The sequence below is a fragment of the Eubacterium sp. An11 genome, assembly GCF_002161065.1.
Lineage (GTDB): Bacteria > Bacillota > Clostridia > Lachnospirales > Lachnospiraceae > Anaerobutyricum > Anaerobutyricum faecale.
In genome coordinates, this window is sequence record NZ_NFLV01000021.1 from 24,497 (window position 1) to 40,769 (window position 16,273).

At 48.1% G+C, this 16,273-nt stretch carries 14 protein-coding genes; 5 read left to right on the forward strand and 9 right to left on the reverse strand.

Going from position 1 to position 16,273, the window contains the following annotated elements; genetic code table 11:
* Nucleotides 1–24: 24 nt before the first annotated feature.
* The 5 genes from prfA to B5E53_RS13680 form a co-directional block, all read right to left on the reverse strand.
* Nucleotides 25–1,104 (reverse strand): peptide chain release factor 1, encoded by a 1,080-nt coding sequence (gene prfA, locus B5E53_RS13660; protein WP_087315967.1) that lies wholly within the window; start codon nucleotides 1,102–1,104, stop codon nucleotides 25–27.
* Nucleotides 1,105–1,177: 73 nt separating this feature from the next.
* A complete protein-coding gene (gene prmC / locus B5E53_RS13665) occupies nucleotides 1,178–2,041 on the reverse strand; it encodes a peptide chain release factor N(5)-glutamine methyltransferase (RefSeq protein ID WP_087315969.1) in 864 nt (287 codons plus the stop codon).
* 2 nt (nucleotides 2,042–2,043) lie between these two features.
* Nucleotides 2,044–2,991, reverse strand: a complete 948-nt coding sequence (locus B5E53_RS13670) for a DUF1385 domain-containing protein (protein ID WP_242963729.1) — start codon at nucleotides 2,989–2,991, stop codon at nucleotides 2,044–2,046.
* A 190-nt stretch (nucleotides 2,992–3,181) separates the two neighbouring features.
* A complete protein-coding gene (gene rpmE / locus B5E53_RS13675; protein WP_087315973.1) occupies nucleotides 3,182–3,388 on the reverse strand; it encodes a 50S ribosomal protein L31 in 207 nt (68 codons plus the stop codon).
* 190 nt (nucleotides 3,389–3,578) lie between these two features.
* The gene (locus B5E53_RS13680; protein WP_162611921.1) at nucleotides 3,579–3,926 is read right to left on the reverse strand and encodes a helix-turn-helix transcriptional regulator; all 348 of its coding nucleotides are present in this window, start codon (nucleotides 3,924–3,926) and stop codon (nucleotides 3,579–3,581) included.
* Nucleotides 3,927–4,100: 174 nt separating this feature from the next.
* Here B5E53_RS13680 and B5E53_RS13685 point away from each other — a divergent pair, with 174 nt between their 5' ends.
* A complete protein-coding gene (locus B5E53_RS13685; RefSeq protein ID WP_087315977.1) occupies nucleotides 4,101–4,535 on the forward strand; it encodes a hypothetical protein in 435 nt (144 codons plus the stop codon).
* A 64-nt stretch (nucleotides 4,536–4,599) separates the two neighbouring features.
* On the opposite strand, the gene B5E53_RS13690 is transcribed toward B5E53_RS13685, so the two are convergent.
* The gene (locus B5E53_RS13690) at nucleotides 4,600–5,241 is read right to left on the reverse strand and encodes a CpXC domain-containing protein (RefSeq protein ID WP_087315979.1); all 642 of its coding nucleotides are present in this window, start codon (nucleotides 5,239–5,241) and stop codon (nucleotides 4,600–4,602) included.
* A gap of 242 nt (nucleotides 5,242–5,483) precedes the next feature.
* Here B5E53_RS13690 and B5E53_RS13695 point away from each other — a divergent pair, with 242 nt between their 5' ends.
* From B5E53_RS13695 to B5E53_RS13705, 3 genes are all read left to right on the forward strand, one after another.
* Nucleotides 5,484–6,074: a biotin transporter BioY gene (locus tag B5E53_RS13695; protein WP_242963731.1), complete on the forward strand. Its 591-nt coding sequence runs from the start codon at nucleotides 5,484–5,486 to the stop codon at nucleotides 6,072–6,074.
* A gap of 810 nt (nucleotides 6,075–6,884) precedes the next feature.
* On the forward strand, nucleotides 6,885–8,726 hold the full coding sequence (locus B5E53_RS13700; protein WP_087315981.1) for an NAD(P)-binding protein: 1,842 nt from the start codon (nucleotides 6,885–6,887) through the stop codon (nucleotides 8,724–8,726).
* The gene (locus tag B5E53_RS13705; RefSeq protein ID WP_087315983.1) at nucleotides 8,720–10,474 is read left to right on the forward strand and encodes a [FeFe] hydrogenase, group A; all 1,755 of its coding nucleotides are present in this window, start codon (nucleotides 8,720–8,722) and stop codon (nucleotides 10,472–10,474) included. The genes B5E53_RS13700 and B5E53_RS13705 overlap by 7 nt, the downstream gene beginning before the upstream one ends.
* Before the next feature lie 151 nt (nucleotides 10,475–10,625).
* Here the strand turns inward: B5E53_RS13705 and B5E53_RS13710 are convergent, their stop codons facing one another.
* From B5E53_RS13710 to B5E53_RS13720, 3 genes are all read right to left on the reverse strand, one after another.
* Nucleotides 10,626–11,825 (reverse strand): thiolase family protein, encoded by a 1,200-nt coding sequence (locus tag B5E53_RS13710; protein WP_191531855.1) that lies wholly within the window; start codon nucleotides 11,823–11,825, stop codon nucleotides 10,626–10,628.
* A gap of 585 nt (nucleotides 11,826–12,410) precedes the next feature.
* Nucleotides 12,411–13,280, reverse strand: a complete 870-nt coding sequence (fba, locus tag B5E53_RS13715) for a class II fructose-1,6-bisphosphate aldolase (RefSeq protein ID WP_087315987.1) — start codon at nucleotides 13,278–13,280, stop codon at nucleotides 12,411–12,413.
* Between the two features lie 136 nt (nucleotides 13,281–13,416).
* Nucleotides 13,417–14,163, reverse strand: a complete 747-nt coding sequence (locus B5E53_RS13720; RefSeq protein ID WP_087315989.1) for a peptidylprolyl isomerase — start codon at nucleotides 14,161–14,163, stop codon at nucleotides 13,417–13,419.
* 287 nt (nucleotides 14,164–14,450) lie between these two features.
* On the opposite strand from B5E53_RS13720, the gene B5E53_RS13725 reads away from it, so the two are divergent.
* Nucleotides 14,451–16,181 (forward strand): phospho-sugar mutase, encoded by a 1,731-nt coding sequence (locus tag B5E53_RS13725; protein WP_087315991.1) that lies wholly within the window; start codon nucleotides 14,451–14,453, stop codon nucleotides 16,179–16,181.
* Nucleotides 16,182–16,273: the final 92 nt, after the last annotated feature.

Here is a 16,273-nt window from a genome sequence, read left to right on the forward strand (position 1 = left end):
CGCAGGTTTCCGGAATTATTCCGATCATCCCTGCATTTCCTGTAATTTACTCAGTTTCGCAGCCTGGTCCGCTGCTGTGAGGCTGTCGATGATCTCATCCAGATCACCATTTAAGATGCTCTCCAGTTTGTGAAGAGTCAATTTGATTCTGTGATCGGTGACACGTCCCTGAGGGAAGTTATACGTACGGATTTTTTCCGCCCGGTCTCCGGTACCGATCTGGCTCTTTCTAAGTTCCGCCTCCGCATCGTGGGCCTTGGCAGATTCCATCTCGTAAAGTCTCGCACGAAGCACCTTGATGGCCTTCTCTTTATTCTTAAGCTGGGATTTCTCATCCTGGCAGGACACAACGATTCCGGTAGGAATGTGTGTCAGACGGACCGCCGAGTCGGTGGTGTTGACACACTGTCCGCCGTTACCGGACGCACGGAATACATCAAACCGGCAGTCATTCATATCCAGATGCACATCCACCTCTTCGGCCTCCGGCATGATAGCCACTGTAATGGTGGACGTGTGGATTCTTCCGCCGGACTCTGTTGCCGGAATCCTCTGCACCCGATGTACGCCACTCTCGTACTTCAGACGGGAGTAAGCGCCATGTCCGGTGATCATAAAGGAAACTTCCTTAAAACCTCCGATTCCATTCTCATTGACATCGATAAACTCTGTCTTCCACCGTTTGGACTCCGCATAAGACTTATACATACGATAAATTTCCGCCGCGAAAAGCGCCGCCTCATCGCCGCCGGCTCCCGCACGGATTTCCACGATAACGTTCTTGTCATCGTTCGGGTCCTTCGGCAGAAGAAGGATCTTCAGCTCTTCCTCACATCTTGCCTCAGCCGCCTTGGCATCGGACAGTTCTTCCTTTAACATTTCGCGCATTTCTTCATCGTTCTCAGCTTCCAGCATCTCCACGCTGTCCTCGATGGTCTGCTTCGCATCTTTGTATTCATTATATTTCTCTACAATGGGCGTCAACTCATTCTGTTCTTTCATAAGATTACGGAATCTCGTCTGATCATTGACCACGTCCGGTTCACTGAGTTCTTCCATGACCTCTTCCAGACGTTTTACCAAATCTTCCAATCTGTCAAACATACTGTACCTCCTGTTTGTTATCTTTATCATAAAATCATAGCATAAAAAATATGCTGCAGTGTCCGGCGAAACGCTAAGGCTCCACATTTTCCGGCCAGCGCCCCACGGCAATCCGGTCAAGCCCCGCCAGATCCTTTTTAATCTCCGTATTCTCAAAGCCCTGCTCTCTCAATATAGAAAGAAGGTCCTCTCCCTGCTCCTGTCCAATCTCAAAAATCAGCCAGCCGCCGGGCCGGAGATAGCCCACAGCATCCTCCGCTATGGCGCGGTAAAAATACAAGCCGTCTTCTGTGCCGTCCAGCGCGATTCTCGGCTCAAACTCCCTGACTTCCGGCATCAGGCCTTCAATCACCCGGGAAGGGATGTACGGCGGATTAGACAAAATGTAATCATAGGAGCCCTGTATATTTTCAAATAAATCACTCTCTATGGTCCGGACGGAAGCCCCCAGATTCCAGGCATTCTTCTTTGCCACATCCAGCGCTCCTTCCGACACATCGGAAAGAGTAACCTCCGCCTCCGGGCAGAGCAGCTTCACGCTGATGCCAATGCATCCGCTGCCGGTGCAAATATCCAGCACCTGACAGGATGCCTGCTCACGCAGCGTCTGACGTATCTTTTTCACCGCCAGTTCCACCAGGCACTCGGTATCCTGCCTCGGAATCAGCACTCTCTCATCGACCTCAAAGGTATATCCCATAAATTCACAGCTCCCCATGAGATACTGCAGAGGGACCCGGCGCTCTCTTTCTCTGAGCACCTCATTGAGGGACATCCACGCCTTGTCCGGGATCTCCCGGTCAGGATCCATAAAATACTCTGCCCGGCCGATGCCCAGCTTCCATTCCAGAAGCATCCAGACCTCATATTCAAAATCTTCGATTTCTGCTTTTTGTAAGCGCTTCTGTATTTTTTCTCTGACTTCTTTTACCGTCATGTTCAGTCCTCCAGCTCGCCATTGCGCATAGCCCGCACATACTCCCGCCAGTCAAACACACCTTCCACCGATGCGATGGCAACTTCCAGCATAGAATCATCCGGCTCTTTGGTAGTAAAAAACTGAAGGGACATCCCCGGTTTGCTTAAGATATTCATGATCTTTGAATCGCTTCTGCCCGCCAGCCGGATAAATTCATAGGAGATTCCGGCAATCACAGGGACCAGGAGCACCCGCAGCAGCATTTTTAACACCGGCTGATCCACACGGATAAACAAAAATACAATGATACTGACAATCATGACAATCAGCAGAAAGCTGGTGCCGCAGCGCTTATGAAACCGGGAATATTTCCGGATATTTTCCGGCGTCAGATCTTCGCCGTGTTCCAGGCAGTTGATGGTTTTGTGCTCCGCCCCGTGATACATAAACACCCGGCGGATATCTTCCATCCTGGAAATGAGCCAGATATATAATAGAAAAATCCCCACCCGGATGACGCCCTCAATGAGGGTGCGCACTGTATAAGACGCAATGACGCCCTCCAGCAGGGTGGACAGATAAAACGGCAGCAGCATAAAAATCCCCACTGCCAAAATCACGGAAACCGCAATGGTCAGTCCCATGATAACGCTCTCCAGCTTATCTCCGAATATCCTCGTGAGCGCCTGTTCAAAGCGTCCCGGCTGCGCTTCCTCCTCCTCTTCTTCATAAAAGGAAGAAGAAAACGCCAGGGTCTTCATGCCGATGTACAAAGACTCGATGAAGGTGACCACGCCCCGGATGATCGGCACCCGGCAGATGGCGTACCGGTTTCCCAGGCTCTCATATTTGCCCTTCATCACTTCTATCTCATCGTTGGGCTTGCGGACGGCCACCGCGTACTGCTCCATGTTTTTCATCATGACGCCTTCCATGACCGCCTGCCCTCCGATACTTGTTCTCTTCAAACGGATTCCTCCTTCCATTTACCGGAAAATGTATCATCATCCAGATGACGACCGTCCCCGCCGGCACATTCGTCCGTGCGGACAGCTCATTTCCGGAAAACTTTCATGTAAAGAGAAAGCGACGACGCTTAAATCACGATATATTACATCATGATACCAGCGCCGCCGCCTCTATAAAACCATATGGTTATTATTCCTGAGTCATGCCATACTTACGATTGAACTTGTCAATACGTCCACGAGCCTTAGCAGCCTTCTGCTGTCCTGTGTAAAATGAATGACATTTAGAACAAATCTCTACATGGATATCTTCCTTTGTAGAACCTGTAACAAATTCGTTGCCGCAGTTGCAGACAACCTTTGCCTGATAATAATTTGGATGGATTCCTTCACGCATCTTCTTCACCTCTTCTAAACCTATATCTTCATAGTAAATTCATCTATTATTGATGCAAGCATCAATTATCATCGTTACAAACAGCTTTCTCATTATAGCATAGCTCTTATGTAAGCGCAAGGAGAAAAATTAAAAATATCAACTAAAATTTTCAGAATATATACTTAATATACCGGAAAATCTGACATATTTACCATCTTTTTTCGCCTTCTTTCAGCCGAATCATCAGACTGGCGATCAGCGCCTGATCCTTCTTCTCCATGGCAGCGTAGATCCCCTCCGGGAAAACCGCGTCCACATTTTTCTCCTTTTCTTCATGGAGATGAAAAATCATATTTTCGCTGACTCCCAGAGCCTTTGCTATATAGGGAATGGCGTCACAGGGAGGTTTTCTGGTGCCTCTCTCCCACTTATAATAAGTGTCCGCTGACAATTCATACCCGTAATCGTTAATCTTATCCACAATTCTGGCGACACTGAGCCGGCCCTTTTTCTTTCGTATTTCCCTGAGATTCTCTCCGATATTCTCACGAAACACTTGCCTTGCCTCCTTTTTTTCCGACAGCTTGTCCAAAAATCCCTTCTCCTTTGGACAGATTAAACCTACTCAAAAATTATAACATAATGTATCATTTTTAAATAGAAACTGTCGTGCACACTTTTCTGACAGGATAATAAAAAATCAGACAAAATTAGAAAGGGGCCAGTGCAAATGTACTCTGATTTACTATTACCGCATCTCCAGCGGGAGATGATCGAAAACTACTTTGAAATATGCTGCTATTTCATCATGACAAAACGTTTCGAACAGCAGGAAGATCTTCTCCGGTTAAATTATTATAAGTCACTTCTCCTGACAGAACCTTTTCCGCAGCTTTCCAGCAAAAACAAGCTGGATCTGGAAATCATCTCCTGTACTAAAGATGTCAAAGACCAGCTTCTCCATACATACCCGTCCGAATTCATCATTCGGATCATCGACTCCGGCATCCACGTATTTTTTGATAAAATGGAACGCTACGCCGCCATCGATGTCCGTCTCCGGAGCCTGCCGGAACTTTATACCTATTTTACCGCCATGTCACCGGTAATCATAGAAAAACTGAAAAAGACCATCCGCCGGGAATTTCACTTTGGCACCGCATAAATCACCTGCCGTTCCAAACCACCGGAAAATACATTCTGGCAAAATCCGCTTTTATATAGAAGACTCAGCTTCGCATAAAGAAAATATCTCCCGCCCATTTCATGTCGACTTTCATAAAATCGTCTGTGGAATGGGCTTTGATCTGCCGCTCATACCGGCTGGCAGTACTGCGGTACAGTTCCAGATCAAAAGGCATTCTCCCGATTCCCTTTTTTTCAAAAAATACAAGGAAATACATCTGGTTTCCATTGTAATCAAAAAGAATGTTCATAAGGGTATCTTCCTTCATCTCCTTCTCCAGCCGGCGCAGATAAGCGATTTTTACCAGCTCAACCACCCGGTCATCCAGAAGATTCTCAGCGATCATGATCTTTTCTTTCAGATCATTGATATTGTCGACCACCCGGAGAGTCATTCCCTTTCTGCTCTTCCACTTCTCCAGCTGTTCCATGTCCGTCTCCTCCGTGGATAAACAGATGGCCAGCTTCTTTTTGCTGTCCAGATACATACTCTCATAAGTCAGCGGAGCCACCAGATCACAATTTTCACAGTCAAAATTAAAAATCCGGTTCTTTAAGATATCCTCCTTCATGGCCGGTTTTTCCGTGACATTGATCACCGAATACTTTTTCAGATGATGGGCGTGTCCGCACTTCGGACATTTTAATTCTTCTATACTATATTGGGTCATGGTATCACTGCTCATTTTCTTCTGCCTCCCTTTTTATCATATAAATGCATCAGCTTTCAGGCCTTCTTTGTTTAATTGTCAACCATATTCTCAAATACCGGTTGACAATTTGTTATCATATCGTTATGATAACAATATAATCTATCAGCCTGATATTTTTTCGCATCATTCCCTGGAATCTTATCATACAACTATCCTGCCAAATTGGCAAATAATTTCCCTGCGAAAACGGGCTGCCGGAAGGAAAGGAGTACATTATGCTTTTATCAGACAAAAAAATGATTTCCAACTCAAAAAGAACGGGCGCCTCAAGGCGCGCTTTCACCACCAGACAGATGACTCTCTCCGCCATCATGGCCGCCGTCATCTGCATTCTTGGTCCCCTGTCCATCCCCATCCCGGTGAGTCCGGTTCCCATCACCCTCACCAACCTGGCTATCTACTTTACCGTATGTATCCTGGGGTGGAAACTGGGCACTGTCAGTTATCTCATCTATCTCGTCATCGGCCTGGCCGGTCTTCCGGTCTTCTCATCCTTTGGCGCCGGCTTCGGAAAATTACTGGGCCCCACCGGCGGATACCTCATCGGTTTTATCTTCATGGCGATCATCTGCGGCCTGTTCTTCGAAAAAACCGATAACCGAATCGTTCTGTTCCTTGGCCTCATTCTGGGTTCTCTGGTCAACTATCTCTTCGGCACGGCATGGCTGGCCGTACAGGCCAGCCTTACCTTCTCCCAGGCACTGTGGGCCGGCGTGATTCCGTATATTCCGGCCGATCTCATCAAAATACTGCTGGCTGTGATGCTGGCTCCGCCGCTGCAAAAAAGATTGCAGAGGGATTTGTAAATCTCTTTGCAACCCATAGAAAACTACTTTACCGAAGACAAGCCATTGATAAAAGTTCTCCTCCTCCACTTCGGCAGGCTGGCACTTGGCTATATCTCATCAATATAAATCAGACGCCTGCACTCACAGTCGTCGTCAAACCCTATCAATGGCTTGTCTTCTCCAAATGTACTCTGCGTGCATAGAGATTTGCAAGGATTCTGTACTACGCTGGCAAAACAGTGGGTTATGGCGGCAAGAGGACCAGCCGATACCAAAATTTACAGTTGTGTATGTCTGAATGATATGAACCTGCTGAGCAGGCCATCCAGGTAGCTCTTTTGTCGGTTTAAATCCGGTGATTTTGCTGTAATCCGGGTGATGCGGATGGCAGGGATTTGCGGCATGGTCTTTGTATTGAAAAACGTATCGGGAAAGATCGACGACGACTGTGAGCGCAGGCGTTGGATAGTAATATATGAATGTAGCCATATGTCAGTCTGCCGAAGTGGAGGAGGAGACTTTCCCGGCTACGTTTTTCTATGATAAATCTAACGCCGCAAATCCCGTCTGATTATCCATCTCCGGATCATTTCAAAACCGATAGATTCAAATCGATCAATCCCCAATGAACATAAAAATGCTGTAAAAGAGCGAAAAAATACTACAACTTCACGAATCGTTTCCCCCTTTTCCATTTATACATATGCTATAATGATTTTGTTATTGATTGTCACGTATTTGCAACAGAGATTTTGAACACCGGTTCGGAATCTCTGTTTTCTGCATCTATTTTAATGACGATGTCTAATTAATCTTAAGGAGGGAATTATGAGCAGACTCGAAGTGATTACCAAAACAAAGGCTCAGTCGGTGGTCGATGATCTTTATAAGGATCTGGAACGCCGGATTGTCGCCGCTCCGCCCGGTCTCTGTCCCGTGGACATGACCGCCTCTTTCCTAAAACTTTTTCACACACAGACCTGTGGAAAATGTGTGCCGTGCCGGATTGGCCTCGGCCTTCTCGTGGAAATGCTGGAAGATGTTCTAGACGGCAAGGCCACCATGGAAACCCTTGATCTGATCGAAAGGACCGCGTGGGTCATTTACAATAGTTCCGACTGTGCCATTGGTTACGAAGCCGGACGCATGGTCTTAAAAGGTCTGGAAGGATTCCGGGATGATTTCATTGAACATATAAATGAAGGGCACTGCTCTTTCCATCTGGAACAGCCGGTACCGTGTGTCACCTTGTGTCCTGCCGGCGTAGATATTCCGGGATACATTTCTCTGGTTGCCGAGGGACGATACGCCGACGCCGTGCGTCTCATCCGAAAGGATAATCCTTTTGTCACCGCCTGCGCTCTGGTCTGTGAACATCCGTGTGAGACCAAATGCCGCAGAAATATTGTGGATGACTCCATTAATATCCGGGGACTGAAACGCTATGCCGCCGACCACTGCGGTCTTGTCCCTCCGCCAGCTTGTTCCGAGGCCACAGGCAAACAGGTAGCTATCATCGGCGGCGGTCCGTCGGGCCTGAGTGCCGCTTACTATCTCCAGCAGATGGGCCATCAGTGTACTGTTTTTGAGCAGCGCAGCCATCTGGGCGGTATGCTTTATTACGGTATTCCAAATTACCGGCTGCCAAAGGACCGGCTCATGGAGGACATTTCCAATATCCTCGCCACCGGTGTGGAAGTACGTTTCAACACTTCCATCGGAGATGACGACGGCCAGCTTTCCTTTAAAATGCTCCGGGAAAATTATGACGCTGTCTATGTCGCCATCGGCGCCCACACAGATAAAAAACTTGGCATTCCGGGCGAAGATGCAAAAGGCGTGGTTTCCGCGGTGCAGATGCTTCGGGAAATCGGCGAGGGCAATCCTCCGGACTTTACCGGCAAAAATGTCATCGTCGTGGGCGGCGGAAACGTGGCCATGGACGCCACCCGCTCTGCCATCCGTCTCGGCGCCAACAACGTCAGCGTTCTCTACCGGCGCAGAAAAGCCGATATGACGGCTCTCGAAGAAGAAATTGAGGCGGCCATCGCAGAAGGAGCAGAGATCCTTGAACTTCACGCTCCAAAAGAAATCGAAACCAACGAAGAGGGGCATGTGACAGCCATGGTAGCCGACCCGAAAATCATCGGTCTCATCAGCGGCGGCCGTCCGATGCCTGCGGAGTCCAACCGCCAGCCGATTCACCTGCCTTGTGATGTGGTGATCATCGCCATCGGCCAGGATATCGTTTCCGATTCCTTTGCCCGCGCCGGACTGCCGGTCAAAAGAGGCCGCATCCTCACGTCCGATGACAGTTCTATTCCAAATGTGGATGGCGTATTCTCCGGCGGCGACTGTGTTTCCGGCCCAGCAACGGTAATCCGCGCCATCGCGGCAGGCAAAGTTGCCGCTGCCAACATCGACAATTATCTGGGATACAATCATATCATCGAAAGCGAAGTGACCGTGCCTGATCCGAGAATTGAAAATAAATCTCCTTGCGGCCGTGTCACCATGATGCAGAGAAACACTACCGAACGGAAACAGGATTTTGAACTGGTTGAAAAAGGAATGTCCGAAAAAGAAGCCATACAGGAAGCACACCGCTGTCTTCGCTGCGACCACTTTGGCTACGGAGTATTTAAAGGAGGCCGAGTAGAAGAATGGTAAATATTACGATTAACAACAGACCGATCGCGGTCAAAGAAGGCACCACTATCATGGAGGCCTGTAAAGAAGCAAAAATGCCGGTGCCAAGCCTGTGCTATTTAAAAGGCATCAACGAAATCGGCGCCTGCCGCGTCTGCGTGGTCGAGGTAAAAGGCATTGAACGTCTGGTCACCTCCTGCAACAACGTGGTCAAAGAAGGCATGGAGATTCTCACCAACTCCCCGAAAGTCCGGGAGGCACGCCGGATCAACATCAAGATGATCCTGTCCCAGCACAACTGTTTCTGCCCGACCTGCGTCCGCACCGGAAACTGTCAGCTGCAGAAAGTTGCCAGCGAGCTGGAATTCGGTACCGGCTCCTATCCGCAGCATATCACTTACAACAGCTGGCCGACGGATTTCCCGTTGATCCGGGACGAGAGCAAATGTATCAAATGTATGCGCTGTATTCAGATTTGTGACAAAGTACAGTCTCTTCGTGTCTGGGATCTGGCTAAAACCGGTTCCAGAACCACGGTGGATGTCTCCCTGCGCCGGAATATCAAGGAAGCCGACTGTGCCCTCTGCGGCCAGTGCATCACCCACTGTCCGGTGGGCGCCCTGACAGGCCGGGATGACAAACGTCCGGTGTTCTCGCAGAACGGTTTTCTGAACGCCAAAGGCAAGACCACGGTGGTTCAGGTGGCTCCGGCTGTGCGCACCGCCTGGGCAGAAAGCTTCCGGCTGTCAAGAAAGTTTGCCTCCACAAAACGTCTTGCCGGCGCGCTGCGCATGATGGGATTTGACTATGTATTCGACACCACATTTGCCGCTGACCTGACCATCATGGAGGAAGCCAGCGAATTTCTGGAACGGCTTCATCACAAAGAAGATTACCAGTGGCCGATGTTCACCTCCTGCTGCCCGGGCTGGGTGCGTTTCTTAAAATCCCAGTATCCGGATATGACCGGCTGTCTCTCCACAGCTAAGTCCCCGCAGCAGATGCACGGCGCCATCATAAAAACATATTTTGCAGATAAGATACACGAAGACCCGGAGAACATTTTCAGTGTGTCGATCATGCCATGCATCGCCAAAAAAGCCGAGTGTGCTCTTCCAACCATGGACAGCACAGGCACAGGACCGGACGTGGATGTGGTATTAAACACCAGGGAATTTGTCAATTATCTCCGTTCCCTGAACATTGATATCTACAGTCTGCCGGAAGACGAATTCGATTCTCCTTGCGGGGAAGGTTCCGGCGCCGGCGTGATCTTCGGCACCACCGGCGGCGTCATGGAAGCAGCGCTGCGCACCTGCTACAACATGGCTACAGGAGAGAATCCGGAACCGGACGCTTTTTACGGTATCCGCGGCATGGACGGCTGGAGAGAAGCCTCGATCGATATCGCCGGCACCACCGTCAAGGTTGCCGTGGTCAGCGGTCTTGGCAACGCCCGCCGGCTGATCGAAGCGGTACGCAAGAAAAAAGTGTTCTACCACTTCGTTGAAGTCATGGCCTGTCCGGGCGGCTGCGTGGGCGGCGGCGGACAGCCGATCCACGACGGCCGTGAGATGGCGGAGATCCGCTCCAAAAACCTTTATTTCCTGGACTCAAAAAATGAACTCCGATTCTCCCACGAGAATCCGGAAATCAAAAAGGTCTATGACGAGTATCTGGAAAAACCGCTCTCCCGCATGGCGCACAAACTGCTGCACACGGACCACGACGCCTGGGAAATGCCTCTGGCGCCGAAACGGACAAAATAAGACAAACAGAATCCTGCGTTTCACAGAAACGAAGTTTTCTATAAAAGAAACAATACGCCGGGGACGCTTTCACATCCCCGGCGTATCGTTATGCTTACCCGCATACATATGGAACCCGCATACATGCGGATCAGCTTTATTACCGTTTTCTTTAAATTTCTGTGGTCCACAGAGAAGCCATGGCAGGTCCTGTTCCTACACAAAGAGCAGCTCCGCCAATCTTATAATCATTTCTCTTCATCTCATAGTACATGGATACGATGATTCTAAGAGCGGTACATCCGATCGGATGTCCGAGAGCGATACCAGAACCATTCACATTGGTTCTGTCCATGTTGATCTTGATACCGTGATTCTTCTCCAGCTGACGTCCACATCCAATGAACTGCGGAGCAAACGCTTCGTTGATCTCCCAGTAATCTACGTCTTCGTATTTCAGTCCTGCTAATTTCAGAGCTTTCGGAATCGCTTCCGCCGGGCCTACACCCATGATCTCCGGTTTTACACCTGCCGCACAGATATTGATCATCTTTAACAGAGGTTTCACGCCCAGTTCTTTCGCTTTATCCAGACTCATAACCACAACAGCTGCGGCTGCGTCATTGATACCGGAAGCGTTGGCTGCAGTAACCACACCATCTTTGATAAAAGCCGGACGAAGTTTAGACAGAGTCTCCATGTTGCAGTCTCTGATCGGATGCTCATCCTCTGTGGCAAGGATTGTTTTCTTTTTCATTTTGACTTCAACCGGAACAATCTCTTCTTTGAACTTACCTTCATCAATAGCTTTGCAGGCCAGGCGATGGCTTCTTAAAGCCAGCTCATCACATTCTTCTCTTGTGATGCCGTACATTTTTGCAACATTCTCTGCGGTTACACCCATATGTCCGCCTGACAGCTCGTCGATCAGAGCGTCATGAAGCATGGAATCCACCACTTCTGCATTACCCATCCGGTAGCCGCCTCTTGCCTTAGGAAGCATATACGGTGCCTGTGTCATATTCTCCACACCGATGACAAGACCGATTTCAGATTTGCCCATGGCAATATTATCACAGGCAATCTCCAGCGCTCTCATACCAGAAGCACAGTTCTGATTCACAACACATGCGTTGCTTTCCGGCGGGCATCCAAGACGATAGCTGATCTGTTTTGCCGGAAGACTTCCCTGCATTCCGGCATATACCTGTCCCACAACAACATTATCAATCACTGCAGGCTCGATACCGGCTCTGTTTATCGCTTCCTTTCCAGCTGTCATCGCCAGCTCTCTTGCGCTGACATCTTTAAACATTCCGAGAAACTTACCAATTGGCGTTCTGCACGCGCTAACTATTACTACGTCCTTCATTAATATTCCTCCTTATATTATTCTACTAAAAGAATATCGTTAAACGGGCAGAAAGTCAACGAAAAAGACGAAATTTGTTATAAAATTATCATAAACTTCGGGATTTTAGATATATGAACGCAAAAAGTAAGCCGCCACTCCCCACAGTGACGGCTTGGTTACTTTGTAACTAAAACATTATGGGGCAGGCCGTTCTGGCTTTCCCTTTTCTTTCTCAAATATACCACAGAAAAGTTTTGATTACAAGAACTTTATTTGACAAATAGCTTTTATTTCTGCATACATTTCTTTTTTTACTTTACGTCTATTCCCCATCTGGCAAAGCCATCATAACCGCAAGCAGGATATTTCCCCATAAAGCTTGCTTTTCACTTTTCTTTTTCATATTTTTATGCTGTCTTTTATAAACAGCACAATTTATGTAAGAAACACCCAAAACAATAAGCCGCCGCTCTGCCTGATACCTTCAAAAATACCAGTTTAAAGCAACGGCTTGTTTAATTTCTAACTAACACAAACACAGGGCAGACCTCCCGGCCTGCCCTGCAGTTTCCTATATCTATTGATTATTACACTCTGTACTGATTATTCAGCTTTTCCGATGGAACCGAAGATTTCCATTTTTTCTTTTACAGTAGCTTTGATCGCTTCTGCGCCAGGAGCTAATAATTTACGTGGGTCGAAGCCTTTGCCTTCCAGGTCTTTGCCAGCTTCGATGTATTTACGTGTAGCTTCTGCGAATGCGATCTGGCACTCTGTGTTTACGTTGATCTTGGAAACACCGAGGGAGATAGCTTTCTTGATCATGTCTTCCGGAATACCTGTACCGCCGTGTAATACGAGAGGCATGTCACCAGTTAATTTCTGGATGGCATCCAGTACGTCGAACTGTAATCCAGCCCAGTTTTCCGGATATTTGCCGTGAATGTTGCCGATGCCGGCTGCCAGCATAGAAACGCCCAGGTCAGCGATTGCTTTACATTCCTGAGGATCTGCACATTCGCCCATTCCAACTACGCCGTCTTCTTCGCCGCCGATGGAACCAACTTCTGCCTCGATGGACATTCCTTTTTCTTCACAGATTGCTACTAATTCTTTTGTTTTCTCTACGTTCTCTTCGAATGGAAGATGAGAACCATCAAACATGATGCTGGAGAATCCTGCTTCGATACATTTTTTAGCTCCTTCGTAGGAACCATGATCAAGATGCAGAGCTACAGGAACAGTGATGTTCAGCTCTTCCAGCATACCGTTTACCATACCGACAACGGTTTTGTATCCGGCCATGTATTTGCCCGCGCCTTCGGATACGCCCAGGATGACAGGAGATTTGCACTCTTCTGCTGTTAACAGGATAGATTTGGTCCACTCCAGATTGTTAATGTTGAACTGGCCGACTGCATAGTGTCCTGCTTTTGCTTTCTGTAACATTTCTTTTGCTGATACTAAAGCCATAATAAATAACCTCCATAAAATATATTCTTCTGTTTACACAGTTGTCGATGTATATACCATCGCCCTAAGTTATACGGATTTATTATACCCCGTACAAAATAAAAAAGGAAGTGTTTTCCTGACAAATTTTGAATTTTTATTTAAATTCCAGTCCGTATTTCTCAATAAGTTCCTGACGAACTTCCATGTATACTTTATTCTGCTTCTCTGCGGTGATCTGCTGGGCGATCTGCGGAGCCACCTCCTCATAGGCTGCCGTTCCCTCGCCGGTCAGAGCGTCCACACGAATCAGGTGATAGCCGAAGTTTGTCTTGATCGGTCCGAGAAGTTTGCCGGCTTCTGCCGTGAAGACTGCCTCGTCAAACTCTTTCACCATCTGGCCTCTGCCAAAAGTGCCGAGATCTCCGCCTTTGGCACCGGACGGACAGGTGGAATATTCTTTGGCTGCTTCCTCGAAAGTTTTCTCTCCATTCTGGATCTCCGCGAGGATTTTCTTTGATTCTTCCTCTGTGGCGGTAAGGATATGCTTCGCTGAGGCCTGAGCGCCTTTCTTAAAGGAATCTTTATGCTCCTCGTAATAAGCCCGGCACTCCTCCTCTGTGGCCCGGATATCTTTTACAGTCTGGGTGAGCGCGTACTGGCTCAGCAGTTCTCTCTGCACGCCTTCCAGCATGGTGAGGAATTCCTCGCTCTTATCATATCCTTTCTCCTGTCCCAGTTTTTCAAACAGGAAATAGTTGGCATACTGGGTGAGGGCCTGTTTCCTGCCTTCCGGCGTCTTGATATAGGCCTGCTGTTCCTGCGGAATCCGTGCCTCAAACTGCGCGAACTCTTCTTCGGTAATCTCTCTTCCTGCCACAACGGCAATGACTTTATTGTCCATCTGTGTTTTCCTTTCTCTTTTACATTTTTATACAGAATAGACACCTTTCCCGGCTGTCTCTTCTATGATATATCAGGGTTTTACAAAGACCCTGACACATTCTTGTTAATCATACACTATTTTTTTATTTTTATAAAGACAATCCTTTCAATTTTTCACAAAATAAGGTATACTATGCACATAACCTGGATGATGTCCGGGAGGCGGTACATTTCCTTTCTGGCAAATGTTCCGGAAGAACTATGGACATTATCTGTCAATTTAATTTATGGGAGGTATACAAGGAAATGGGCTATATGGATGTTTATAACGAATGGTTATCCAATCCTTATTTTGACGAGGAGACGAAGGCAGAACTCCGTGCCATCAAAGATGATGAGAACGAGATCAAAGAACGGTTCTACACGAACCTGGCGTTTGGTACTGCCGGTCTTCGGGGGGTGCTCGGTGCCGGAATCAACCGTATGAATATTTACGTTGTACGCCGTGCTACTCAGGGTCTGGCCAACTACATTTTAAAACAGGGCAAAAAAGACAATCGCGTAGCTATCGCGTACGATTCAAGACACATGTCACCGGAATTTGCCGATGAATCCGCAAGAGTTCTTGCTGCCAACGGCATCACCGCATATAAATTTGAATCTTTAAGACCGACTCCTGAGCTTTCTTTCGCAGTTCGTGAGCTGGGCTGTATCGCAGGTATCAACATTACCGCCAGCCACAACCCGCCGGAGTATAACGGATACAAGGTATACTGGGAAGACGGCGCTCAGTTTACACCGCCGCATGACGCAGGTGTCACCGCAGAGGTTCTTGCCATCGAAGATTTATCCACAGTAAAAACCATGACCGCTTCCGATGCCAAGGCTGCCGGCCTTTACAAAGTCATCGGCGCTGACATTGATGATAAATACATCGCAGCCCTGAAGAAACAGATCAAGAATCAGGACGCTATCGACAAGATGCAGAAAGACATCACCATCATCTACACTCCGCTTCACGGAACAGGAAATATTCCGGCAAGACGGGTGCTCCATGAACTTGGTTTTGAAAATGTCTACGTGGTACCGGAACAGGAACTGCCGGACGGCGACTTCCCTACTGTAGGATATCCGAATCCGGAATCCAGCGAAGCATTTGAACTTGGTATGAAGATGGCCAAAGAAAAAGATGCGGATCTTGTTCTTGCCACAGACCCTGACGCTGACCGTCTCGGCTGCTATGTAAAAGACAACAACGGCGAGTATCATGTACTGACCGGTAACATGAGCGGCTGCCTGCTCTGCGAATACACATTAAGCCAGATTGCTGCCAAGGGAGGCATTCCGGAAGACGGAGAGGTTATTTCCTCCATCGTTACCACCAACATGGTTGCCGCCATCGCCAAGGCTTACGGCGCTAAATTCGTGGAAGTTCTCACCGGTTTCAAATGGATCGGAAGAGAGATCCTCCGTATGGAAAAAGAAGGAAAAGGAACCTACCTCTTCGGTCTGGAAGAAAGTTATGGCTGTCTGATCGGAACTCACGCAAGAGACAAAGACGCCATCGTTGCCACCATGGCTCTCTGCGAGGCTGCCTGCTACTATAAGGCACAGGGCAAGACCATGTGGGACGCTATGATTGACATGTACGAGAAATACGGCTACTACTTAGACAGCGTGAAGTCTGTCACCATGGCCGGTATTGAAGGACAGGCACAGATTCAGAAGATTCTGGATACTCTTCGTGCAGACGCTCCTACCACCATCGGTTCCTACCAGGTACTCTCCGCAAGAGATTACCAGACAGGCGTTATCAAAAACCTGGCTACCGGCGAAGAAACCGAGACAGGCCTGCCGGCTTCCAACGTTCTTTACTATGACTTAAATGACGATGCATGGGTTTGCGTTCGTCCGTCCGGTACAGAGCCTAAGATTAAGTTCTACTATGGTGTAAAAGGTACAAGCCTTGAAAATGCACAGGAATTATCCGACGCCATGGGAGAAAATATCCAGAAAATGCTTGACAGCATGCTGTAAAAAATATTCACAAAAAATGCCGCGCTGAATTCAGCGCGGCATTTTTTTGCGACAACCCATCAGGCGGATACCATGACTTATGAGCGGACATT